General features: G+C 42.4%; 19 protein-coding genes and 6 pseudogenes. 15 read left to right on the top strand and 10 right to left on the bottom strand.

Translation table 11 applies throughout. The features are described 5' to 3' along the window. Window positions 1-93: 93 nt before the first annotated feature. On the bottom strand, window positions 94-1,293 hold the full coding sequence (locus RAM70_RS06980) for an acetate and sugar kinases/Hsc70/actin family protein (protein ID WP_312672966.1): 1,200 nt from the start codon (window positions 1,291-1,293) through the stop codon (window positions 94-96). Window positions 1,294-1,586: 293 nt separating this feature from the next. On the opposite strand from RAM70_RS06980, the gene RAM70_RS06975 reads away from it, so the two are divergent. From RAM70_RS06975 to RAM70_RS06955, 5 genes are all read left to right on the top strand, one after another. Next, window positions 1,587-2,294 carry a Crp/Fnr family transcriptional regulator gene (locus tag RAM70_RS06975; RefSeq protein WP_312672965.1) on the top strand — a complete coding sequence of 236 codons (708 nt, stop codon included), beginning with the start codon at window positions 1,587-1,589 and terminating at the stop codon, window positions 2,292-2,294. Window positions 2,295-2,455: 161 nt separating this feature from the next. After that, window positions 2,456-2,794 (top strand): divalent-cation tolerance protein CutA, encoded by a 339-nt coding sequence (gene cutA, locus RAM70_RS06970; RefSeq protein WP_190380929.1) that lies wholly within the window; start codon window positions 2,456-2,458, stop codon window positions 2,792-2,794. Between the two features lie 174 nt (window positions 2,795-2,968). Then, a complete protein-coding gene (locus tag RAM70_RS06965) occupies window positions 2,969-5,674 on the top strand; it encodes a phycobilisome rod-core linker polypeptide (protein WP_045359749.1) in 2,706 nt (901 codons plus the stop codon). Window positions 5,675-5,880: 206 nt separating this feature from the next. Next, on the top strand, window positions 5,881-7,119 hold the full coding sequence (locus tag RAM70_RS06960; RefSeq protein ID WP_002758780.1) for an ATP-binding protein: 1,239 nt from the start codon (window positions 5,881-5,883) through the stop codon (window positions 7,117-7,119). Further along, window positions 7,116-7,625: a hypothetical protein gene (locus RAM70_RS06955; RefSeq protein ID WP_190380927.1), complete on the top strand. Its 510-nt coding sequence runs from the start codon at window positions 7,116-7,118 to the stop codon at window positions 7,623-7,625. Before RAM70_RS06960 ends, RAM70_RS06955 begins: the two co-directional genes overlap by 4 nt. A 234-nt stretch (window positions 7,626-7,859) precedes the next feature. On the opposite strand, the gene RAM70_RS06950 is transcribed toward RAM70_RS06955, so the two are convergent. The 3 genes and pseudogenes from RAM70_RS06950 to RAM70_RS06940 all read right to left on the bottom strand — a co-directional run bounded on the left by RAM70_RS06950 (window position 7,860) and on the right by RAM70_RS06940 (window position 10,922). Then, window positions 7,860-8,354, bottom strand: coding sequence for a gamma-glutamyltransferase (locus RAM70_RS06950; protein ID WP_045359742.1), 495 nt, complete (start codon window positions 8,352-8,354; stop codon window positions 7,860-7,862). A gap of 130 nt (window positions 8,355-8,484) precedes the next feature. Further along, a pseudogene (locus tag RAM70_RS06945) lies at window positions 8,485-9,366 on the bottom strand (HsdM family class I SAM-dependent methyltransferase); the annotation flags it as partial. 206 nt (window positions 9,367-9,572) lie between these two features. Then, window positions 9,573-10,922 (bottom strand): annotated as a pseudogene (locus RAM70_RS06940) (IS1380 family transposase). A 189-nt stretch (window positions 10,923-11,111) separates the two neighbouring features. Between RAM70_RS06940 and RAM70_RS06935 the strand changes: the two are divergent. The 4 genes and pseudogenes from RAM70_RS06935 (at window position 11,112) to RAM70_RS06920 (ending at window position 13,634) form a co-directional block, all read left to right on the top strand. Beyond that, window positions 11,112-11,327 (top strand): hypothetical protein, encoded by a 216-nt coding sequence (locus RAM70_RS06935; RefSeq protein WP_045359740.1) that lies wholly within the window; start codon window positions 11,112-11,114, stop codon window positions 11,325-11,327. A 62-nt stretch (window positions 11,328-11,389) separates the two neighbouring features. Beyond that, window positions 11,390-11,732: pseudogene (locus RAM70_RS06930) on the top strand (hypothetical protein); the annotation flags it as partial. 1 nt (window position 11,733) lies between these two features. Next, window positions 11,734-13,413: a glycosyltransferase family 39 protein gene (locus RAM70_RS06925; protein WP_312672962.1), complete on the top strand. Its 1,680-nt coding sequence runs from the start codon at window positions 11,734-11,736 to the stop codon at window positions 13,411-13,413. An 11-nt stretch (window positions 13,414-13,424) separates the two neighbouring features. Continuing rightward, a complete protein-coding gene (locus RAM70_RS06920) occupies window positions 13,425-13,634 on the top strand; it encodes a glycogen debranching protein (protein WP_190380999.1) in 210 nt (69 codons plus the stop codon). 105 nt (window positions 13,635-13,739) lie between these two features. On the opposite strand, the gene RAM70_RS06915 is transcribed toward RAM70_RS06920, so the two are convergent. From RAM70_RS06915 to rpmH, 5 genes are all read right to left on the bottom strand, one after another. Further along, window positions 13,740-14,234, bottom strand: a complete 495-nt coding sequence (locus RAM70_RS06915; protein WP_312672960.1) for a Jag family protein — start codon at window positions 14,232-14,234, stop codon at window positions 13,740-13,742. Next, the gene (gene yidC / locus RAM70_RS06910) at window positions 14,234-15,382 is read right to left on the bottom strand and encodes a membrane protein insertase YidC (protein WP_002742604.1); all 1,149 of its coding nucleotides are present in this window, start codon (window positions 15,380-15,382) and stop codon (window positions 14,234-14,236) included. The genes RAM70_RS06915 and yidC overlap by 1 nt, the downstream gene beginning before the upstream one ends. 84 nt (window positions 15,383-15,466) lie before the next feature. Then, window positions 15,467-15,862, bottom strand: coding sequence for a PH domain-containing protein (locus tag RAM70_RS06905; RefSeq protein ID WP_002784373.1), 396 nt, complete (start codon window positions 15,860-15,862; stop codon window positions 15,467-15,469). Continuing rightward, complete coding sequence (gene rnpA, locus RAM70_RS06900; protein WP_002797764.1) at window positions 15,852-16,214, bottom strand: ribonuclease P protein component; 363 nt, start codon at window positions 16,212-16,214, stop codon at window positions 15,852-15,854. The genes RAM70_RS06905 and rnpA overlap by 11 nt, the downstream gene beginning before the upstream one ends. Before the next feature lie 26 nt (window positions 16,215-16,240). Further along, complete coding sequence (gene rpmH, locus RAM70_RS06895) at window positions 16,241-16,378, bottom strand: 50S ribosomal protein L34 (RefSeq protein WP_002739276.1); 138 nt, start codon at window positions 16,376-16,378, stop codon at window positions 16,241-16,243. Window positions 16,379-16,468: 90 nt separating this feature from the next. On the opposite strand from rpmH, the gene RAM70_RS06890 reads away from it, so the two are divergent. Both RAM70_RS06890 and RAM70_RS06885 read left to right on the top strand, forming a co-directional pair. Continuing rightward, the gene (locus tag RAM70_RS06890; RefSeq protein ID WP_312672954.1) at window positions 16,469-18,433 is read left to right on the top strand and encodes an amylo-alpha-1,6-glucosidase; all 1,965 of its coding nucleotides are present in this window, start codon (window positions 16,469-16,471) and stop codon (window positions 18,431-18,433) included. Between the two features lie 90 nt (window positions 18,434-18,523). Continuing rightward, window positions 18,524-19,183 carry an HAD-IA family hydrolase gene (locus RAM70_RS06885; protein ID WP_312675830.1) on the top strand — a complete coding sequence of 220 codons (660 nt, stop codon included), beginning with the start codon at window positions 18,524-18,526 and terminating at the stop codon, window positions 19,181-19,183. Window positions 19,184-19,363: 180 nt separating this feature from the next. Here the strand turns inward: RAM70_RS06885 and grpE are convergent, their stop codons facing one another. Further along, the gene (gene grpE / locus RAM70_RS06880) at window positions 19,364-20,086 is read right to left on the bottom strand and encodes a nucleotide exchange factor GrpE (protein ID WP_045359729.1); all 723 of its coding nucleotides are present in this window, start codon (window positions 20,084-20,086) and stop codon (window positions 19,364-19,366) included. 464 nt (window positions 20,087-20,550) lie between these two features. Between grpE and RAM70_RS22895 the strand changes: the two are divergent. The 4 genes and pseudogenes from RAM70_RS22895 to RAM70_RS23075 form a co-directional block, all read left to right on the top strand. After that, window positions 20,551-20,793, top strand: a pseudogene (locus RAM70_RS22895) (transposase family protein); the annotation flags it as partial. A 204-nt stretch (window positions 20,794-20,997) separates the two neighbouring features. After that, a complete protein-coding gene (locus tag RAM70_RS06875) occupies window positions 20,998-21,501 on the top strand; it encodes an ISAs1 family transposase (protein WP_287999450.1) in 504 nt (167 codons plus the stop codon). A 10-nt stretch (window positions 21,502-21,511) separates the two neighbouring features. After that, window positions 21,512-22,176 (top strand): annotated as a pseudogene (locus RAM70_RS06870) (IS1 family transposase). A 24-nt stretch (window positions 22,177-22,200) separates the two neighbouring features. Beyond that, window positions 22,201-22,374, top strand: a pseudogene (locus tag RAM70_RS23075) (ISAs1 family transposase); the annotation flags it as partial. Between the last annotated feature and the right edge of the window lie 151 nt (window positions 22,375-22,525).

Raw genomic sequence — 22,525 nt, 5'->3', positions numbered from 1 at the left:
CAAGGCAGTCGGGCTTAGTATTGCCAACAATTACCCGACAAATTCTATTCACACCTAAATTGTGACTCTTAACCGAGACTGGGGTTGATTTTTTTAAGCATTATTTCCATTCTCACCTCTAAGAGCCGAAAATAAACAGAGACGACCCAAACCCAAGATTGCCGGTGAGAAGGTTTCTTGACTGGGGGCCTCTAGGTTGCAGCCGGCAAATTCCTGCTCTATTCCCGTTAAGAAACAGGGCCAAATGGTCAAGAAAAAATTCCCGCTAAAAATTATTCGATCGATATCCTCAAGACTTTTTTGCTGTTTTTCTAACAAATCATTAACTTTTTGTCTTAAATTATCTAGATATGGTAAAATCACCTTCTTATTTAAATCCCTGCGACTGACCGTCCAAGTATGACCAGCTAGAGAGGAGGTAAATTCGCTTTCTTCTTGAAGGATTAATTTAGTTAATCTAGCAGCTGCCAGCAAAGATTTTTTTAAGGGATTAGTATCGGTGAGATCGGAGGGGGAAAGAGGCAAAAAAGAACGCCAGAGAGGATAAATTAAGTGAGAGAGTATTGCCCGTTCATAGGTGTTTTCCCCGTAGTTAAAATGACTCAGAGCGATCGCTTGACGGGATAAAGAGCGAGTTTGCGGCGGGACTTCCAGCAGTGCTAAAGTGGTAGTCTCCCGTTTCCCTTCGATAACCAGTAGGGTTTGAGGTTGGGGTTGGTCGCTAGTGGGAATATAGGCCAGAGCAGTAGCGATCGCTGTTTCTAGACTAGATAGGCGATCGGGGGGTATTAGTTGCGCTGTGAGAAGGGCTTTTTTCAAGTCATCTGTGGGGGTTTCTCCGTCATCGCTGATAATAATAGCTTCTAATCGCTCTAGAGCTTCCCAGAGCCAAGAATCGGCCCTAAAATCCCGATTAGATAGCCAACTAATTAGATATTCGTCCACCTGGGAGCAGGGTAAGCGATCGCTTGTTCCCGTTGCCAGACTCCAAGAAAGAGGATAAAAATCGATCAGTCCTTGGCTTTCCCGAAAAAAAACGATTTTCACCCCTGGTGGTTGTACCTCCATTCCCAGGGACCAACGGGCAACTTCAGGGGTTCGATCGGGGAATAATAAGGGAGAAAGAAGCCCTCTAGCCGATTCTAAATGTTGACGAGTGGCGATAATTGTCTCGGAAGTAACTTCTTGCGGGTTAACTAGAGACGAGATCACCCCGGCAAGAATCCGCTCAATCTCGGTCAGTAGGGAGGAAAAATCCTGTTTATTGGTCACTGGATAATTAAAAATACCCACAACTGTCTATTGTAGAATCACCCGCCTAAAACGAACCAAATTTAAATAGAGCTTGCTGAATAATGGTAAAACCCTTTTAAAATAAGGCTTTTGACCTGTTAAAATCCGATGTTAGTGCTAGAAAATCGGATTGGAACCCTCAAAAACCTTGCATTATTCTCCTTGTAGTACATCGCTTGGTACAAAAAACAAGGGCAACAAAGCCTGAAACGACCGGCTACTGACTCCTGACTCCTGACTCCTGACTCCTACCCCCAGGAAAAACTTTTTCAGCAGACCCTAAATATTAAACCATGGAAGAAAAGCGCTATCCTGCGGAAAAATCAGCAGAGATTCAAAAATTATTGGATACAGCGACTTTATTTGTCGGTTTACCCCCTGAAGCCATCGATCGAGTTACTTCTCATGTTGTCACCCGCACTCATCCCGCTAATCGGGCGATTTTATTAGAACATGATTGGGGTGGTTCGGTTTACTTTATTCTCGATGGTTGGGTGAAAATTCGTACTTACAATCTGGAGGGCAAAGAAGTCACGTTAAATATCCTCGGTAAAGGGGAAATAGTCGGAGAAATGGCCGCTTTAGAAGAATCTCCCCGCTCCACCGATGCTATCACCCTAACCACGGCCACAATTAGCAGTATTCCCACCCAAGATTTTGTTAATCTGCTCCAATCGGAACCTTTAGCGGGAATTCGTCTTTCTCAGTTAATGGCCAAGCGTTTGCGTCAACTTAACCGGCGTTTACGTTTACGCGAGGCCGATAGTCTCTCCAGAGTCGCCGATACTTTACTCTTTTTAGCCGAAGGTCAAGGAGAAAAAAGCGGCCAGGGTGCGATAATTCCTAATTTACCTCACCTGGAATTGAGTAGTATTAGTGGCCTGGCCCGGGAAACCGTGACCCGCTCCTTGACCAAATTGGAAAAACAAGGACTGATTCAACGACAGCAGCAATCTCTCTGTATTCCCGATCTGGCCGCTTTAGAAAAAGCGATCACCTGAATTCAGTGATCAGTTATCAGTGATCAGTGATCAGCTATTAAAGACTGATTATCTATTCCTCCCATTGCCTATTGCCTGTTGCCTCTTGCCTCTTGCCTCTTGCCTCTTGCCTCTTGCCTCTTGCCTGTCCTGATATGTAGCCTATACTCAAAGGATTTAGTATGACTGAAAGATTAACCGGTTTTGGAGTGGTGCTGGTGACAACAACCAGCGAAACGGAAGCGGAAAACCTAGCGATCGCCTTACTTAACGATCGCCTGGCCGCTTGTGTCAGTATTTATCCAATTCGTTCCATTTATCGTTGGCAGGGACAGATTGAAAACGAGAGCGAATGGCAATTAGCGATTAAAACCGATTTAAAGCAGTTTGAGCAGTTATCGGCGAAGATCCAGGAACTTCATACCTATGCCGTCCCGGAAATCATCGCTTTACCCATTGTGGCGGGTTCTCAGACCTATTTAGACTGGTTAGCCTCCCATACAGGTGGGGTGTCAGAATAGACCAATCGGCAACTTTAGCGAAAAAAATCTATATAATTCTTAATAAACTATCTCAGGAAGCGCAAAAAGTTTTAATCTAGATGCTGATTAAATTTTTAAACATCTGGTTTTAAGACCGATCGCCTCCACGATTGGAGAACTCAGCACATCGTCAAGGGAGATAGTTAAAATCCAATGAGTCTTAAGGCAAGCGGTGGCAGCTCCTTAGCGCGTCCCCAACTCTATCAAACCGTCCCAGTATCTGCCATTACCCAAGCAGAACAACAAGACCGCTTTCTCGATAAACCCGAACTCAATGAACTGATCGCCTACTTCCAATCGGGGAGCAAGCGCTTAGATATTGCCCAAACGCTCACCCGGAACTCCGATCTGATCGTCTCGCGGGCAGCTAACCGGATTTTTACCGGTGGTTCACCCATGGCTTACCTAGAAAAACCCCCCGTGGAAGAAATGGCTATGGTGGGTGCGGGTAAAGTTATCAACGTCCAGGAAGGGATGAAATTAGGAACCGTTACCTACGCTGAAAGCGGGTCTGGTGGCGGTGGTGGCTTCCTCGGGGGCTTAAAAGGGATTTTCGCCTCTAGCGGCCCGATTCCCCCCGGATTCCGACCGATCAACGTCTCTCGTTACGGTCCGAGCAATATGCAGAAGTCCCTGCGGGATTTATCCTGGTTCCTGCGTTACATTACATACGCGATCGTGGCCGGCGATACCAGTATCCTGATCGTTAATACCCGCGGTTTAAGGGAAGTTCTCGAAAATGCCTGTTCCATTGATGCCACCATCGTGGCCCTGCAAGAAATGCGGTCCGCTTCGATCGAGTATTTCCAGAGAGACAAGGATGCGGCCACTTTAATCAGTGACTATTTCAATATCCTACTGGGTGAATTAAAAGCCCCCACCCCCTCTAATAAACTGCGTCAGCGTCCCAGTAGTGACCAACAGGGTTTAAGTCTTCCCCAAAGCTACTACAACGCCGCCGAAAAACGGCAAAAGTTTGTCATGAAAACCGGTTTATCGGAGTCGGAAAAATCTTCGATTATCAAGGCCGCCTACAGACAAATTTTTGAACGGGACATCACCCGCGCCTATAGTCAGTCCATTTCTGACCTAGAATCGAAGGTGAAAAACGGCGACATCTCGATGAAAGAATTTGTCCGTCGTCTCGGTAAATCGCCTCTCTATCGTAAACAGTTCTTTGAACCTTTTATCAATAGTCGCGCCCTAGAATTGGCTTTCCGTCATTTCCTCGGTCGCGGTCCTTCCTCCCGGGAAGAAGTACAGAAATACTTCTCGATCGTCTCTAGCGGCGGTTTAGGGGCGTTAATCGATGCTTTAGTGGATTCTCAGGAATATTCCGACTATTTCGGCGAAGAAACCGTTCCCTATCTCCGGGGTTTGGGTGCAGAAGCGCAGGAATGTCGTAACTGGGGGATGCAGATCGACCTGTTTAACTACAGCGCACCTTTCCGCAAAGTTCCCCAATTTATCACCACCTTTGCTAAATACGATCGCCCCTTACCGGATCAGCACGTTTACGGTTCCGGAAATGATCCCCTAGAAATCCAATTTGGGGCAATTTTCCCGAAAGAAACCCGCGAACCTAGTTCTAGTCCCGCTCCCTTCGGTAAAGATACCAAACGTATCCTCATCCACCGCGGACCTGCCACTAATAACCAAAATAGCAACCCCGGCGCCCGAGGTGAATTCCCCGGTACTTTGGGACCGAAAGTTTTCCGTCTCAATAACGAGTTACCCGGTTCTAGCAATGGGGTAAGCGTTAAATTTGGCGAAAGTTCCACCCAAAGAGTGATTTTAGCGGCTTATCGTCAGGTTTTCGGTCGAATGCCCTACGAAGGTCAGCGTTTATCCGTGGCCGAGATTAAGCTAGAAAATGGCGATATTACTCTGCGCGAGTTTATCAAAACCCTAGCTAAATCCGAGGCTTTCCGGAAAATCTACTGGACTCCTCTCTATGTGGTGAAAGCGATCGAATATATTCACCGTCGTCTGCTCGGTCGTCCCACCTACGGTCGTCAGGAAATGAATCAATACTTCGATATCTGCTCGAAAAAAGGCTTCTATGCTTTAATCGATGCTCTGATCGATAGTCCTGAATATACGGAAGCTTTTGGCGAAGATACGGTTCCCTACGAGCGCTATCTAACTCCCCAAGGGATGCAGTTACGGATGGTGCGTTTGGGTAATCTCCGCGAAGATATCGGCCAAAGAGTTGATAAAGAGGAAACCCCGCGCTTTATTGAATTGGGTACACCTTCGGTCTCGATTCGCACTGAACCCGATATTCAGTCTCGTGTCGGTCAAGGTGTCACGGTTCAACGGGAACAAACTAAGGTCTTTAAACTGTTAACTAATCTCGATAAAGTTGCCGTACAAAATACTGTTCGCGCCGCCTATCGTCAGATTTTTGAACGGGATCTCGAACCCTATATCATCAATGCCGAATTTACTGCTTTAGAGAGTAAATTAAGCAATGCTGAGATCACGGTGAAAGAGTTTATTGAGGGTTTAGGTTGTTCGGATCTTTACCTGAAAGAATTCTATGCTCCCTATCCGAATACGAAAGTAATTGAATTGGGAACCAAGCACTTCTTAGGTCGCGCTCCCTTGAATCAAAAAGAAATCCAGAAATATAACCAAATTCTGGCAACTCAGGGATTAAAGGCCTTTATTGGTGCCATGGTTAATAGCATGGAATACCTACAATTATTTGGTGAAGATACGGTTCCCTATCGTCGTTTCCCGACTCTACCGGCCGCGAATTTCCCCAATACGGAACGCTTATACAATAAGCTGACCAAACAGGATAGTGAACTGGTTGTTCCCAGTTTTAAACCAGTAGTTAAGGTCGGTGGCTAATTAGTCCTTGAAGTTAGTTAATTTAGCTCGTGTTCAACACGAGCTTTTTTTCAGGACAAATTACTGGCCAAAATTTATTAAGTAGGTAGGCGTTAAAAATTATCAGATGCCCCCCTTATCAAGGGGGGATTAAGGGGGGATCGAACCTAAAATCCATTTTTAATTTAATTATAACCAGCTACTTATCGTCAATCAAGGGGATAACAATGAGCCAAATTAAAGTTAAAAACTTCGGTCCAATTAAGGCGGGTTTACTAGAAAATGATGGTTTTATCGACGTTCGGAAAGTAACGATTTTTATCGGTAATCAAGGCACTGGAAAAAGTAGCATTGCTAAATTAATATCAACATTAAGCTGGTTGGAAAAAGCTCTATATCGTGGGGATTTAGAGGAAAAATATGTGACTAAATATAATCGTTTTGTTAAATCTTTTTGTCAATACCAAAATTTAACCAATTACTTTTTACCCGAAACCCAAATTGAATACAATGGAGATGTTTATCGAATTAGTTTTGAAAATGCTAAATTATCGATCGAGCGTACTGATAATTCAAAGTATCGAGTACCAAAAATTATGTATGTACCAGCAGAGCGAAACTTTTTGAGTGCAGTAAGATGGCCAGAAAAACTCAAAGGACTGCCAGAATCATTATATACTTTCTGGGAAGAATTGGATCGCTCACAACAGGAATTATCTGGCAGTTTGACTTTGCCAGTAGGTGAGGTTAAATTGGAATTTGATAAACTCAATAGACTGGCCAAGATTGTGGGTAGTGATTATCAACTAAATCTATCAGAAGCTTCCAGTGGTTTTCAGTCTTTTGTTCCTTTATTTCTCGTTTCTCGAAATATTGCTTTATCGATTAATCGAACTCAAGAAACTTCCCGCAATGAACTCAGTGGAGAGGAGCAAAAAAGATTAAAAATGGAAATCGAGAAAATTATCTCTAATGATAATCTTTCCGATAAACTAAAAAAGGTGGCACTAGAAGTATTATCTTCTAAATACCGCAATGAGTGTTTTGTAAATATTGTGGAAGAAATCGAGCAGAATCTATTTCCTCAATCTCAGAAAAAGATTTTATATAAATTATTTGAATTTGCCAATTTAACCCAGGGAAATAAACTAATTTTAACTACTCATAGTCCTTATATTATCAACGATCTAACCCTAGCTATCAAAGCAGATAAAGTTATTAAAAAAATCCTATCATCAGCGATTTCTAACGCCGATTATCTCCAAGAAAAGCTCAACCAAATTGTCCCGAAAGCCTCTTGTATAGCGGCAGAAGATGCTATTGTATATGAATTGACAGAGCAAGGAGAAATCCGAGAACTTGCTACATATAATGGTTTACCGTCTGATGAAAATTATCTCAATCTTTCCCTAGGAGAGACAAATCAGCTTTTTGATGATTTACTGGAAATCGAAGAACAGTTATGAAGATCAATTTCTTTGATAAAAAATGTCAGAGTCAAACCCATCGGCATAAATTTGGAATTTGTGATCAGCCACCTCCCCCAGAAACTCCCGCTTATTTAGATACAGAAAATCCCAGGGATTGGATTGCTATTGTGGAAAACTCTCAAGAAATTGAAGTGACATTTACCGCTATTGATAAATGTATTGAAATTAGAAAAGTCGATGGTAGTGGTATGGATAAACGCTGTGATGGAATGCTGACCTATGCCAATTGTTTGATTTTTGTAGAATTAAAAGAACGAAAGGGGAAAAATTCGGGGTGGGTAGGAGACGGAGAAGAGCAACTAAGAAACACAATTCGGGTATTTATTGAAAATCATGGTATAGAGGATTATTCATCTAGAAAAGCCTACATTGCCAATAACAAAAAGCCTACCTTTCAGACTTCACAAACGGAGAGGATGGAAAAATTTCGCCAAGAAACTGGGTTTAGATTAATCATTCAAAATATCATCAAAATTGACTGATTCAATTCTCTTTGATTCCCTTGCTCTGAAGATATTGATTTTCTAGAGTTTAGAGATATCCTAGTTTGATATTGAATCTCACCCTGAATCCGTTGCCAAGCTGTGATAGACTCCTCATACTAAATCCAGTTATTAAAAACTGATTATCTATTCCCTCTTTTGCATGAGTGCATGAGTAGAAAACGGGTTTCTCGGAGAAACCCGTTTTCTGTGCGTTACTCAACGGATTTAGTATTAGCATCCCAAAGCTAACCCATCGGACCGAGGTTCGCAAGCGGCTAGGAAAATTCCTTGTTTTTGCAGGATAATTTGACCCTTGCCAAAATGGGAGGAATCTGCGATCGCTACCTGATGGACTCTGGGGGTTAATCCGGGGAGTAATTCAGGGGCTGCACCCCTTTCTAAAAGTACGCTGTTTCTCCGTAAAAATCGCCATCTAGGGGCATCAAGGGCGGTTTGAGGATTGAAATGATGGTCAACCCTGTTTACCGCCATTTGTCGGGGGACTTGGGGGGGCATCGGCGCGCCCATCACTCCCATGGGGCCAAAAGTGCCATCATCCCAACGGAGAAAACTGGGGATAATCAGATGAAAAGGGCGTTTAGCGGGGGCAATGCGGTTAGGATGACCCAATTCGAGGGTAAAACCACTAGCACGGTTAGGCAGGGCGATTCCCGTCTGGGGAACTAAAATACCACTGGCAAAACCATCATAATTGGATTGTATCAAAGATACCAGAAAATCTCGATCGCCTGTGGCCAGATAGACGGTTCCCTTCTGGGGTTTTTGGTAGAATTAATGGTGCGAACAAGTGTATTAGTCTAGAATTTCTCACCTTCCCCGATGGAAGTTGGAAGCATTAAGTCTCGGTGACTTCTAAACTGTCCACAATTGTCCGAAAGCTTTCTAATCCAGCTTCGAGGTTTTCCATAATCTCCAAAGCCAGCACATCGGGGTCGGGAAGGTTGTCAAGGTCGGTTAAACTTTTATCTTTGAGCCAAAATATATCGAGGCTGGTTTTATCCCGGGCGATAATCTCATTATATGTGAATTTTCGCCAGCGTCCTTCGGGATTCTGTTCTGAATAGGTTTCGCTGCGTTGATGACGATTTTGGGCATGATAACAGGTGATGAAGTCCTGTAAATCGTCGGGTTTTAAGGGGTTTTTCTTGAGGGTAAAGTGAATATTGGTGCGGAAGTCATAAAACCAGATGGCTTTTGTCCAAGGGTCTTTAGCGGCGGGTTTATTATCGAAAAAGATGACGTTGGCTTTCACTCCCTGTTTATAAAATACGCCGGTGGGTAATCTGAGGATAGTATGCAGGTCGGTGGTTAATAATAGTTGTTTGCGGACGGTTTCCCCAGCGCCACCCTCAAAAAGGACGTTATCGGGGACAACGACGGCAGCTTGTCCTGTGCTTTTGAGCATGGAACGAATATGCTGGACGAAGTTGAGTTGTTTATTAGAAGTGGTTGCCCAAAAATCCTGACGATTATAGGTTAAGTCTTCTCGGTCCTGTTCCCCGTCTTCATCGGTAAAAGTCAGGCTGCTTTTTTTGCCGAAAGGGGGATTAGCAAGGACATAATCGACGCTAAGGGGAGAAGGAGCAATCAGGGCATCGGTGGAGGCGATAAAGCATTGCTCATCGTTAATATCGCCGATATTATGCAGAAACATATTCATCAATGCCATGCGTCTTGTATTGGCGACGATTTCATGACCGTGAAAGGTGCTTTTTTTGAGAAATTCTTTCTGTTCTCGGTCTAACCTGCATTATTCATGAACCAAAAAACAAGGAACCCGAAAAACTGGATGTAAATCCAGTTTTTTTGGGGTTTAAATAAGTAAGTAAAAATCCTTAATCAACCGCACAAAATTAACAATTAAAGCCTGAAAAAGCAACTAAAACTGTCATTTAGATACAATAATACTAGGAAGGCTTGGCTTTAAAAAAAAATTAATTGAACTCCACTAGAAAGTCGCTGTGAAATTAGACTAATTTCATAAGCAAATGGACAATGAGCTGCTAACTCAACTAATACTTTTCTGACCGAAACACTAACTTTTGCCGCAGTTTTAATAAGAGTTTCTTTTAAACGAGAAACTGTCGCCTTTGCCAATCTTGTCCCCTGTGCTGCTTGCCGAATCCCCAGCAGCAAAATATAAGCAGCTTGAGATAAAAACAGACGAAACTGATTGACAATAAATTTTTGACAACTGAGTCTGTCAGCTTTGATTCCTAGTTTTAATTCTTTAATTCTATGCTCCGAACTAGCTCCTCTTTGGACATAAAAATCATCCTAGAGTTCTTGGGCATCTGTGAGTAAATTGGTAACGATAAATCTGGGGTTAGCCCCTTTTTCTAGCCATTCTGCCTTCATTACTACTCGTCGTGGCTCTTTCCAAGTCCCCGCCGCATAATAAACATCATCAAATAATCGGGCTTTTTCTCCCGTGCGATGATATTGTAATCTTGCTTGATCCAGAAGATAACTAATTTTTTGTTTCAAGACTGCATTACTACTATAACCAAACGCATATTTAACTTCACTGCGTTCGCAAACTTTCAAGATTTCAGGCAAGGAGAAGCCCGCATCTCCTCGTAAAATAATTCTTACTCCTGGCATCGCTTTTCTTAACCGCCAAAATAGCCATCTTAGTATCCCCGCTACCCCTTTACCTGGGGGAGAATTTCCCGCTCGAAGTTGTAGAACTAACGGGTAACCGCTCGCAGCTTCATTAATTAATACGGGAAAGTAAATATAGTGTCCATAATAACCATGAAATAAGCTTAGTTGCTGATGCCCATGAGTCAAAGCATCCCAGCCATCTATATCTAGCAATATTTCTTCTGGTTGTTGTGAATAACTTTTGAGGAATTGGTCAACAAAAAAGCGACGCATTCCTTTGATTTCTCTGTTTGTTACCTGATTCTCCCATCGACTCATCGTTGGCTGACTAGCTAATAATTCTTCTCCTGGAAGCGGAACTTTATCGCAAGCAATCTTAAAAATAGGATCATCACGCAAATAGTTACTGTCGTTGCTATCTTCATAGCCCGATGCTATTTGATAGACTCGTTGACTAATTAACTGATGTAGAGAATGTTTTACTTTACCTGGCTCTCGATTATCCTCCAAACAATCTGCTAATCCTTCACAAATTTTCAGTTGTTCTTCTGCTTGTCTAACCAGAAGTACCCCCGCATCTGAACTCAAATCAAGGCTAGAGAACTTGGCTTCTAAAGGTTTTTTGGTAAAGAAGTTTAGCGAAATTTGAGAAGAAAACTCAGTCATGATCAACGAAAATTTTAACTCTTACTGTCCCTAACATTATAGAGTTTTTTGTCCCCTTTTTTCTGCTTTTTTAACCATTATTTTCTCTCCTGAAAGCCCAGGGACGGAGAGACAAAACAGACTGTTGTTGAGATCAAGTCGCTGTAACTTATATCTGGTAGTGGTTTCAGGGTTTTTTACCCTACTCTCATGAATAATGCAGGATATGTCACCCGGCGCAAAATTAGTGGCGGGACTCGTTCGGAAGCGGGACGGCGAGCCAGAGATACTTTTGTCGGCTTGAAAAAGACTTGTCGGAAGCTGGGTATCTCGTTTTGGCATTTTCTCATCTCCCGGTTGCGAGGAGATGGGCAAATCCCACCCTTACCTGAGGTAATTAGGGCTAAAGCTTTGGCTGTTACTTAGGCTGCTCCCACAGCCTAGTAGCTTGGCTATGGCTTTTCTACCAGCACTTTTTGAGAATTTACTACGCAATCCTCTTTGAAAATGCCGAGAATAGCTGTTTTTTGGGAAGGAATCGAAAACGCCAGGGGCGATGATGGTTTAGAATTAGAGGGAACCCTGGCGCTCAATTCCCCACTATTTGGAGAAGGATACTGGCTCAATTATGGTACACCCAAAGACCCGGAATTAAGGCAACAATTCCCCGAACCAGATTTGTATTCCGATTGGATGAAAATGGGAGAATATTTTGATCGTCTCAGTGGGGCATTAATTGCCCAGGAGGAGTATGATTATCCTAATTGCCGTCAAGATATTTCCCCATCGGAAGCAGTTAAAATAATCGAATCTTTTGGAGATAACAATTAAATTGAATTTATCTACAGTCATTTCTGATCTACAACAAAGAAGCAAGGATCGGTTAGCTTGGTCTGATTTTTGCTGGTTAGGATTAGTAATAATTTTGGGACTGGTTATTAGGTTAACACAATTAACTAGCAAACCTCCCTGGACGGATGAATTTGCCACTATGGTTTTTAGTATTGGCAATAATTACCAGATAGTGCCGTTAAATCAGATAATTTCCCTGGCTACTTTATTAGCACCTCTCCAGAGCAACCATCAGGCAACTATTGCCGATGTAATTAAATTAGTTATTCAGGAGGACAATCATCCACCTTTATATTTTATTCTCGCCTATCTCTGGAATAAATTATTCTTTGATCGGGGAGAATATGTATCTTTAGAAGGAATGCGATCGCTGGCAGTATTTTGGGGAGTTATTTCGATTCCTCTAATTTATTTTATCAGTAAATTGGTCTTTAAATCAGGCTCGATCGCTTTTCTTGCGGCGATTTTAATGGCGGTTTCTCCCTACGCGGTTTTTATCTCCCAAGAAGCGCGCCATTATACTTTAGCGGTTGTATTTGTCCTCATATCTTTAGGCTGTTTTCTGAGGGCAAGCGGCCAAATTATCCACCATCAAAGAATATCCCATACTTTGGTTTTTTTCTGGTTAATTGTCAACTGTCTAGGGTTATTAGTCCACTATTTTTTTAGTTTAACTATCCTAGCGGAAGCAATAACTTTATTATTGATTTTATCCAATCAAATCAAACAAAAAAACTTTTGGATAACTAATTGGTGGCGTTTAAGTTTAGTTTTTTTAGGTAACTTGAGCTTTATTGTTATTTGGTTGATCACGGTTGTACCCAAAGATTATGGCAATCAGATGACCGGTTGGATTCAGAGAGACAATGATAGTTTTTTAGCAGTAATTAGCCCCTTTTTTCAATTGCTGGGAACATTAATTACTATGCTTTCTCTGCTCCCCGTTGAATCAGAATCTTTAATAATTATCTTGATTTCTGGCGCAATAATGATCGGGTTTTTTCTCTGGATTATCCCACAATTAAAAACAGCGTGGCTAGACTCCTATAAACCAGAATTAGGCATTCTCTCGGCATTTTTTCTCAGTTCAATTGCTATTTTCTTTGTCATCACCTATCTGCTCTCGGTCGATATTACCCGGGGAGCTAGATATAGTTTTGTTTACTTTCCCTCGGTAATTTTAATTCTAGCAATTTTATTAGACAATTGTTGGCAAAGGCAGCAGCAAAAAATCGTAATTATTGTAATTATCATGGCTTTAATTAGTTCCCTAAGTGTTACTTTTAATTTAGGCTATCGCAAGTATTATCGCCCAGATAAATTAGTTACCACTATCGAAAATAATAGCCGTTATCCGTTAGTAATTGCCACTAGCTATAGGAGTTTAGTGCAGGTGGGAGAAATGATGGGAATTGCTTGGGAATTTAACCAAAAATTTCCCAACAAAAACCCTAAGTTTCTCTTAGTTAAACCAGAACAAAAGCCAAATTTTAATCTGCCATCTTCTCCCCCTTTTGAATTATGGTTAATTAATTTCCATTCTTCAATAGATTTATCGGACTGTCAACTCTCAGAGTTATCCTCCAATTATGTAACAGGTTATCAATATCAAAAGTTTCTCTGTGGGCGATCGATGGATTATAATAATAAAGTTAAGTAGGGCTATTAACTATGATTATTTGGGTAAATGAACAGATTGACCCCTGCGGTTTAGTACAAGCTTGTATTGCCTGTCAAGATGAACAAGCAGCAAAAGATTGTCATCAAAGTTGGTTAACCAATCTTACGGACGAACAAAAAGAAGCGGGGTGGGTAGCAGTTTTAAGAACCGTAGAATCTTGGGATGATGTACCTGTAAATGCCCTGAAGTTAAGTTATTAAATCTCCTGCAAAAATCAAAAATCTTCCGTTAGGTGAAGAAACTCCGAGACAGGAGATATCTGGCTAAAATAAAAAAGAGGGCAGGTTTTACCCCACCCTTTGGTCTTATTTTAAACGAATTACTAACCGGCGATCGGGTTCCACGCCGCGACTTTCCGTGGTTAAATCGTTTTCTTCCTGAAAAAAGGCATGAATTTGGCGACGTTCTGCCGAAGATAGGGCTTTTAATTCTATTTCCTGCCCTGTTTGCCGCACTTGCGTCGCCGCTTGATTCACCCAGTCGAAAATTTCTGCCTGTCTTTGTTGACGATAGCCATTGATTTCGACAATATAGAACTGATGTTCTGCCGACTCGACACCAATATTCAGAATCGTATTAGCTAGGGATTGAATCGCATCCAGTCCCTCACCCTTGTTAGCGAGGAGAAGTTCCACTTGTTGGGGACTCAATTGACTGCTATCAATAATTAACCAACAGGAGGAAGGTCCAGTTCCCAATTCCTGCACACCAATCTGGACATCTGTGGGCATGGCCATTAACTTTAGCAGTTTTTCCAGCCATTGTTTAGCTTTCTCGCTATTTTGCTCCCATATACTCATTACGATGTTTTTTCCTTTTTCTTGCTAGAACGTTTTTCAAAGGGGAGAGCATCGCGGGATTTTTCCGTTTTTTCCTGTTCCGCTACCAATTTTTGCAGGTTTTCCGGTAAAGGTTCCCGCATCAAAATCACCGTTTGAATAGTTTGGAAGATGTTCGCAGTTAAGATATACATCAATACCCCCGCCGGTAAGGGGAAAAACAGGAACATCATACTAAAAATTATCGGGGTGATTTTATTCACCGTTTGCTGTTGTTGGGCTGCCCCTCCCGAAGGCGCGCCGGCACCGGATAACTCTTGGTTAACATAGATACTAATACCAAAAGCGATCACCATCGCCAAGATATCCCAGTGAATTTCACCATTCGCACCGGTGGCCCCAATTCTTCCCAGGGCCTCAATAAAGAGAAAACCCGTATTAGCGGCAATCCCCGGCACGATAACTTTAATACTGGCATCTCCGGGGGCCAAAGCGACGATGGAACCGTCTTCATTAACTTGCACCAGTTCTTGCCCTTTAACTACCTCGTAGGTGGGTTTTAGGTTATTTTCGGGCGCTTCCGTGGCTAATTGGCCCAAAGACTTGCCCTGGTCGTTTTGCAGGTCGATTTTTACCTGTTCTCCCGGGGCGATTTTATTGCCTTGGGGTAAAAAAGCGGTGATGGGATAGTGGAGAGACTCGTCAATATAGACGTTTTGGGGTTTGGTGCCATAGGGTTGGCGCTGGACGAGGGCGATTTGTTCGCTTGGCAGCACTTGTAAATCGACGGTATAGTTAATATCCGAGAAAGGGGAACCCCGCAGCGTCGCAAATAAAGCCAAAAGAATCGGCATTTGTAATAACAGGGGTAAACAACCGGCTAGGGGATTGCCCAACTCCTGCATTAATTTGCCCATTTCCTCCTGTTGTTTTTGCGGGTCGTTTTTGTAGCGTTGTTGAATTTCTGCCTGTCTTTCCTTCATCAAGGGTTGAGTGATTCGCATTTTTCTCATATTGCGAATCTGGCCGGCACTGAGGGGAAAGACGGCAAATCTCACCACTAGCGTTAAAGCAATGATGGCGAAACCGTAACTATGCACAATCCGAAAGAAAAAATCTAGGATTGGCAACATGATATTTGTGGAAATAAATCCGACTCCAAAATCCATGGGTTTAATCTATGCCTTCTCGTTTAATGGGGGTTCACTTTGACAAATCTAATTTATCGAATCGCGGCGATCGATTATTTTGTTTTATTGACTTATGATCGATTCTAGGGGACGACCGGTTTTATCGGCGACTCTTTCGGCAATGTAGTCATGAATTTCCCGGAATTTCGGCATCGCACGCATTTCTAAACGACTTCTATCCTTGAGAGTTACCACAATATCCCCCCAAACACCAATTCCTCTCGGCATTTTTGCCACTTTTGCCACTTCTGAATAGATAATATCCGTGCGATCACGTCCCATCCAACCCCCGGTGATTGAAATCCGCCGATCGGTTATCTTATATCTTAACCAGATTGCGCGTACTACTGCCCCAACGGTCAAAGGTAAACAAATCACCGTAAATCCTAGCAGTATATTGATGATTAGGTCGCCGATGTGCGGACCCCCTTCATAAAAAGTTTCTTCTTTAATGCCCATGAATTATATTGGCCTTCACTAACAACTGCTTTAATTCTCGCAAAAAATGTTCATAATTGCACTCGATCGCCCCAGGACGGATAATGATTATCCCTCGCCATCCTGCTGCTATTTCTGGCAATAACTCCCGAATTACTGCTCTTATTTGTCTTTTTAGTCGATTACGAACCACCGCTTTTTTACTAACTTTCTTGCTAATCGAGATGCCAAAACGACTGGGGCCGGGGGCATCTGGGCAAGAATCCTCTAAACTAATTAAGGTTAAGTGGGAACCGTGATAACGCTTCCCTGTTCCATAGACAGCTTGAAAATCCTGTCGATGTTTTAAGCGATGAATTTGGGGTAGTCCCACGAAAATTAGTCGGTTCCCAGAATAACCTAAACACTTAAACGATAGCGCCCTCTTTTCCGACGAGCTTTAATTACTTTACGTCCGTTGACGCTACGCATTCTCGCTCTAAATCCAGAAGTGCGCTTCTGTTTGCGCGTGGTTCCTTCTAAAGTACGTTTACTCACTGCTGATTTTCCTCCTTAAGATATAGTTAGTCTATAGATATAAAGACACAATTTTCAATTATAACAAAATTACTAGGAATTGGGAAGCCCATGGTCAAGCTCCGTTTCGGTCGAGATATCTGTAATTGTCTCCCGGTGGCTGAAAAGCGGGAATGGTTAGTCACTAATGGTATTGGGGGTTTTGCTGCGGGAACTGTGGCCGGATTGCTAACTCGCTGTTATCATGGCCTCTTGATCGCTGCCTTGGCTCCACCGACGCAAAGAACGCTTCTTGTGACTAAAATCGATGAATCGGTACAATATAACCAGAAACTTTATCATCTGGCCAGCAATCGCTGGTTAGGTGCTACGATCGAACCGCAAGGCTATATTAACATCGAAAGTTTTCATCTGGAAGGCACAATTCCCGTCTGGACTTTTACCTGTGGGGATGCCTTACTAGAAAAGCGTATCTGGATGGAACAGGGAGAAAATACCACCTATACTCACTATACCTACCTTCGCGGCAATTCTCCCCTAACTCTCAATCTGACTGCTTTTGTCAATTATCGTGATTTTCACGGCAATACCCAGGGTTTTAACTGGCAAATGGCTATTAGTCCCCTAGAAAAAGGAGTCAGAGTGATTGCCTATAACCATGCTGTACCTTTTTATCTATTAATCAGTCAAGGAGAGGTTTTTCCCGCTCATATCTGGTATTATCGCTTTGATTTGGCCGTGGAACGTTATCGTGGTTTAATCGATCGGGAAAATCATCTCCATGGGGCTAGTTTTTCGGCTACTCTCAAAGTAGGAGAATCGGTGACAATTGCCGCTAGTACCCGTCCCGATCCTAATTTAGACGGTCAATCTTCTCTAGAGTCTCGCTATCGCTACGAAAATAGTCTGATTAATCCCCAGCAGCCCCCATGGATTCAACAACTTACCCTGGCAGCTGACCAGTTTATCGTTAGTCGTCCTCTCCGGGATCAACCAGAGGGCAAAACGATAATCGCAGGTTATCCTTGGTTTGGTGATTGGGGTCGCGATACGATGATCTCCCTAAGAGGATTAACTTTGACTACAGGCCGACCGGCGATCGCCCGTCAGATTTTACTAACTTTTTCCCGTTATCTAGACCGGGGTTTATTGCCCAATTTACTGCCCGATGGGGGAGAAATGCCCGAATATAACGCTGTCGATGCTATTCTTTGGTATTTTGAAGCCATTCGTTCCTATTTTAACCAAACCCAAGATTTTGAGTTTCTCAGAACTATTTATCCCGCTTTAACGGAAGTGATCGCTTGGTTTCGTCGCGGTACTCGCTACAATATTCACCTAGATGACGATGGTTTGATCTATGCCGGCGAAGCGGGAGTACAGTTAACTTGGATGGATGCCAAAGTTGATGATCGGGTGATTACTCCCCGCATCGGCAAACCCGTAGAAATTAATGCCCTTTGGTTCAATGCCCTAAAAATTATGGTTCAATTTGCCCATTATTTGGGCATGGATGCCACTGATTACGAAAAAATGAGAAAAATGACCTTAAAAGGGTTTTCTCGCTTCTGGGATGATTCTCTGGGGTATTGTTACGATGTTTTAGATACGGACAAGGGCAATGATGCCAGTTTACGACCGAATCAACTTTTTGCCGTGTCCTTGTCGGTGGAGGAGTTATTAAATTTCCCACAGAAAAAGGCCATTGTCGATATTTGTACTGTCAAACTGTTGACTTCTCGCGGTTTGCGATCGCTAACTACCGATCATCCCGATTACCGTGGCGTTTACAGTGGCGATCGCCTAAAAAGAGATAGTGCTTACCATCAGGGGACAGTCTGGGGATGGTTATTAGGGGCATTTATCGAAGCCCATCTGAAAGTCTATCGCGATCCTATCCTAGCGGAGAGTTTTTTAACACCGATGATCGACCATCTTCGGGATAGCTGTATCGGTAGTTTAAGTGAAATTTTCGATGGTAATGCCCCTTTTACCCCTAGGGGCGCTTTTGCCCAAGCATGGACGGTGGCAGAGGTATTAAGAGTTTGGCAAGCGATCCGAGAATTTCGGCCATAATCCTTTAAAATGAGCAATTGTTAGGTGTGTTAGGCCAGCTAAAGGGCCGACCCTAAAAACCTCAGTTCGATGGTTATAGACAAAACTCTCATGCAGAAACCGCAAGTTATTTTTCTCGATGCTGTGGGGACCATTTTTGGAGTAAAAGGCAGTGTCGGAGCAATTTATAGTCAAATAGCGGCGGATTTTGGGGTAGAAGTGGCGGCCGAGAGACTAGAACAATCTTTCTCCGCTATTTTCCCCACTTCTCCCCCCCTGGCTTTTCCTAAGGTTGAACCGGCACAAATTCCCGAGTTAGAGTATCGCTGGTGGCGATCGCTGACTGGGGCAGTTTTTAATAATTTAGGTTATCTGGAAAGATTTCCCGATTTTGAGGCTTTTTTTGGCGAACTTTATCATCATTTTGCCACGGCCGAGCCTTGGTTGCTGTACGAGGATGTCATTCCCGCTTTAAGACTCTGGCAGATTCAGGGGATCGAGTTGGGCATTATTTCTAATTTTGATAGTCGTATCTATCAAGTTTTGGCCGAATTAGGCTTAGAATATTTTTTTCGATCGATCACAATTTCTTCCCAGGCAGGAGTCGCTAAACCCGATCCGGAAATTTTTCAAATCGCCCTAGAAAAACATGATTGTCCCCCCGCACAAGCTTGGCATATTGGCGATAGTAAAAAAGAGGACTACCAAGGGGCAAAAGCCTTGGGTATAGAAGCATTTTTAATTAAAAGATCCATAGGGTTGGCTGAATAAATCTAAAAACCTTGTGGGATAAGATCTTTGGCTCTTCTGGGTAAAACCCCCCACCCCACACCCTGCCCCCACGAATAAATAGGTCAAGAGAGAAAAAGTCTTTCAGTGGGAATAGGGGATAGCAAGGGAACACATACCCCCCAAAACCCAAATAACTAACCACTTTTTAAGATCGAGATATTAGACCGATTCCTCTAATGAAATGGCAGCCGCTTCTGACTGTTCGGCGTTAGGATCCGCCTCTTTGGGGGCAGCCACTTTTACCAAAGCATGACGCAAAACCTGTTCTCCGAGAGTGTATCCTCGCACTAACTGCTCGATCACCGTGCCTTCGGGATGTTCATCGGTGTACTCCCGCATCATCGCTTCGTGGTAGGTGGGGTCAAAGGATTGACCTTCCGGACGCATGGGGGAAACACCTAAACGCTTGAGACTCTCTACTAAGGTTTTATAGACCCCTTGGTAACTCTTGTGAATACCCATCTCGCCATCGTTAGCTGGTTTAATTTGAGTACGGGCGCGCTCAAAATTATCCACCACCCCAAGAATTTCCATCAGGGTTTTGCCCTTGATTTTGGTTTCCAGTTCCTCTTTTTCTTTGCCTGTGCGTTTGCGAAAATTGTCGAACTCGGCCGCTAGACTGATATAGCGTTTCTTATAGGCATCAACCTGTTGGGTTTGCTCCTCTAACTGCTGCTTGAGAGTGTCGATTTCCTCTTGTAGAAAATCGATAGTCATGGCGCCCAGAAGAGGAAATTCCTCGCTGTCAGCGGTTTCGTCCGTCACCGTTTCGGCCTCATCGGTGACACTCGCTTCTGATTCGGTTGCCAGGAATTCGGGGGAATTACGAGAATATTCTTGGTTTTCGTCGAAAATTGCTGAGTTATTTGGTTCTGCACTCATCATGGTATGCACGTTTGGGTTTAAATCTGGCTATATATGGCCATTCACTGCTAATTTTGGCCTTTAAACCAGTTAACAATCAAGTTTCAACCTTTAATGTAACATTTAATGTAACATTTTGTGGAGAATATCCATAAGTACCTAAGCAAAATTAATTACACATCTAAGCTCTCAGCCGTCAGCCTTTTGCTGTGATCAGTAAACAGTGAACTGAAAACTCAAATCCGATCCCTGATAGCTGTCTCGGAGTCTCGCTGTCTCGGAGTCTCGCTGTCTCGGAGTCTCGCTGTCTCGACTAGGAAATTAATTTGGCACGACTACTTATATCCCCCCGAAGTCGGGTAGGGCTGATTCATTCTCGAAGACTAAAAAAAAAGTAAGGTGAAAAAACTCATGTAAAATGAGTAATGTTTACCTTATCTTTTTATACTATGCAGAGGCTAATCTAAAAATTAAAGAAAGTCAAATATTTTCGGAAAAGTTCTGGAAAAAGACACCAGCTATGGCTCGTACTTTTAATCATTATCCCGGCAATTATGCAGTCCTATACTAGCTATAGGGCTATCGGTGACTTGGCTAAATACAACCAATCATTATTAACAAAATACTTTAAACTACCTAGGAAAAAAGTTCCCTCTTATTCAACCATTAGAAGGGTTTTAATGGGATTAAATTGGTCAGATCTCTTATATAGTTTTAACGAATGAGACCGGGAATAGTATCAGAATAAAGAGGGATTAGATTGGATCGCTATTGATGGCAAAAGCCTGAGAAGTACCGTTATCAATCACGATGATGCAACCCAGAATTTTGTCATGTTTGCTTCTTTCTTTAGTCAGGAAACAGGTATAGTATTACACCTAGAGCAATGGGAGAATAAAGAAAGCTCATAAGTTCATCAAGTTCAATATATGGTAAGAAATACAGAGCTAACAGACATAATTTTTACTCTAGATGCTTTACACTATAATCGAGTTACTCACCAAGAGATTATTGATTCTAATAATGACGATTTGATAACTCTCAAAGTTAATCAATTAAATTTATATAAACCCGTGGAGGAAGTGAAAAAAAATTCTCAGCCGGTGAGCATTGATTGTGAAGACGACAAAAGTCATGGACGAGACCTAATCAGACTAACATCAGTCTTTAATGTAACTCATCCTTTTAATAGTGTTTGGGAACACATTAAAAGTTATATTAAGGTGGAAAGGTATGGTGAAAGAGGGGGAGAAGAGTATTATAATTGTGCCTATTACATTAGTAGTTTGGTAGAAAGTGATCAGACTTTTGCTCGAAAAATCCGAGGTCATTGGAACATAGAAAATCAGTTGCACTGGGTAAAAGACGTAATTTTGGCGTTGCATAATAGAGATATGAATGGAGGAAATCAAAATGCAATGACCTGGGTGTAAATCTACCCATATCCGTAAAAATGGCATCAATAAACAAGGTAAACAAAATCCTATTTGTGTAACCGGTGGCCGTCAATTTATTGATAACTATGAAAAACAGAAAGGCTATGACGAAAAAACGAAGCGAGAAGGCCTAACCGCCTATGTTAATGGGATGGGATTTAGAGGGATAGAAAGGCTAAAGGGAGTTGATTATATGACCGTAATTAATTGGGTAAAATCTGTGCTTGAATTTTGCCAGTCGCCTATGACCCAGAAACAATTCCTGAAGTAGGGGAACTGGATGAATTGGAAACCTTTGTTGGCTCAAAAAAAACAAAATCTGGGTGTGGACAGCCGTTGACCACTTTAAAAAAGGAATTTTAGGTTGGGTAATCCCCAGACCATAGTAGCGAAACGTTTCGCCCCTTATGGGAATTAGTTAAGTCTTGGGGATGCTATTTTTATGTGAGCGATGGATGGTCAGTTTATCCATGTTTTATAGCAGAGGGCGACCATATAGTTAGTAAGACTTATATGACCAGAGTAGAGGGTGAGAACACAGGTTTAAGACATTATCTAGTCCGATTGCATCGCCAAACACTCTGCTATTCTAAGTCTAGAGAAGTGTTAGGATACTCTATTCGTTTATTAATTCATTATCTGAAGTTTCAAGAAGTGCCTATTCCTTACTGATTCATAGCTTAATTCAGCAACGCCGTAATTTTTAAGGAAGATACTTTACCTTTAACTGACTTTCAAGCTGTTAGTAATTTGTCAATTCTCCAAACTATAGCTCTAAATCTTTTCAGAGGTTTAGGCTTTTTATCCATTACAAAGGGGCAAAGATGGCTTGATAACAAGTGGTTCAGGCTTTGCGATTTGTTAGAATGAATCAGCCTCTGCCATTACTTTTGAAAAATTGTATACCTGAACTTCCCCCATACATATCTACTACAAGAGCCGAAAACCCTTATCCATCAATGGATGCACCCGTTAACTTTTCTTAATGTACCCAGGTAATTTGTAACATTTCTTAATGGAC

Source organism: Microcystis wesenbergii NRERC-220 (genome assembly GCF_032027425.1).
GTDB classification, from domain to species: Bacteria; Cyanobacteriota; Cyanobacteriia; order Cyanobacteriales; family Microcystaceae; genus Microcystis; species Microcystis wesenbergii_A.
Note: the sequence above shows the minus strand (reverse complement) of the source record. Positions and strands in the feature narration are given on the sequence as shown.

Coding starts and splice junctions, on each gene's coding strand:
- RAM70_RS06975 (WP_312672965.1), top strand. CDS start 1,587: ATGGAAGAAAAGCGCTATCCTGCGGAAAAATCAGCAGAGATTCAAAAA.
- cutA (WP_190380929.1), top strand. CDS start 2,456: ATGACTGAAAGATTAACCGGTTTTGGAGTGGTGCTGGTGACAACAACC.
- RAM70_RS06965 (WP_045359749.1), top strand. CDS start 2,969: ATGAGTCTTAAGGCAAGCGGTGGCAGCTCCTTAGCGCGTCCCCAACTC.
- RAM70_RS06960 (WP_002758780.1), top strand. CDS start 5,881: ATGAGCCAAATTAAAGTTAAAAACTTCGGTCCAATTAAGGCGGGTTTA.
- RAM70_RS06955 (WP_190380927.1), top strand. CDS start 7,116: ATGAAGATCAATTTCTTTGATAAAAAATGTCAGAGTCAAACCCATCGG.
- RAM70_RS06935 (WP_045359740.1), top strand. CDS start 11,112: ATGAATAATGCAGGATATGTCACCCGGCGCAAAATTAGTGGCGGGACT.
- RAM70_RS06920 (WP_190380999.1), top strand. CDS start 13,425: ATGATTATTTGGGTAAATGAACAGATTGACCCCTGCGGTTTAGTACAA.
- RAM70_RS06915 (WP_312672960.1), bottom strand. CDS start 14,234: ATGAGTATATGGGAGCAAAATAGCGAGAAAGCTAAACAATGGCTGGAA.
- yidC (WP_002742604.1), bottom strand. CDS start 15,382: ATGGATTTTGGAGTCGGATTTATTTCCACAAATATCATGTTGCCAATC.
- RAM70_RS06905 (WP_002784373.1), bottom strand. CDS start 15,862: ATGGGCATTAAAGAAGAAACTTTTTATGAAGGGGGTCCGCACATCGGC.
- RAM70_RS06890 (WP_312672954.1), top strand. CDS start 16,469: ATGGTCAAGCTCCGTTTCGGTCGAGATATCTGTAATTGTCTCCCGGTG.
- RAM70_RS06885 (WP_312675830.1), top strand. CDS start 18,524: ATGCAGAAACCGCAAGTTATTTTTCTCGATGCTGTGGGGACCATTTTT.
- grpE (WP_045359729.1), bottom strand. CDS start 20,086: ATGAGTGCAGAACCAAATAACTCAGCAATTTTCGACGAAAACCAAGAA.
- RAM70_RS06875 (WP_287999450.1), top strand. CDS start 20,998: ATGGTAAGAAATACAGAGCTAACAGACATAATTTTTACTCTAGATGCT.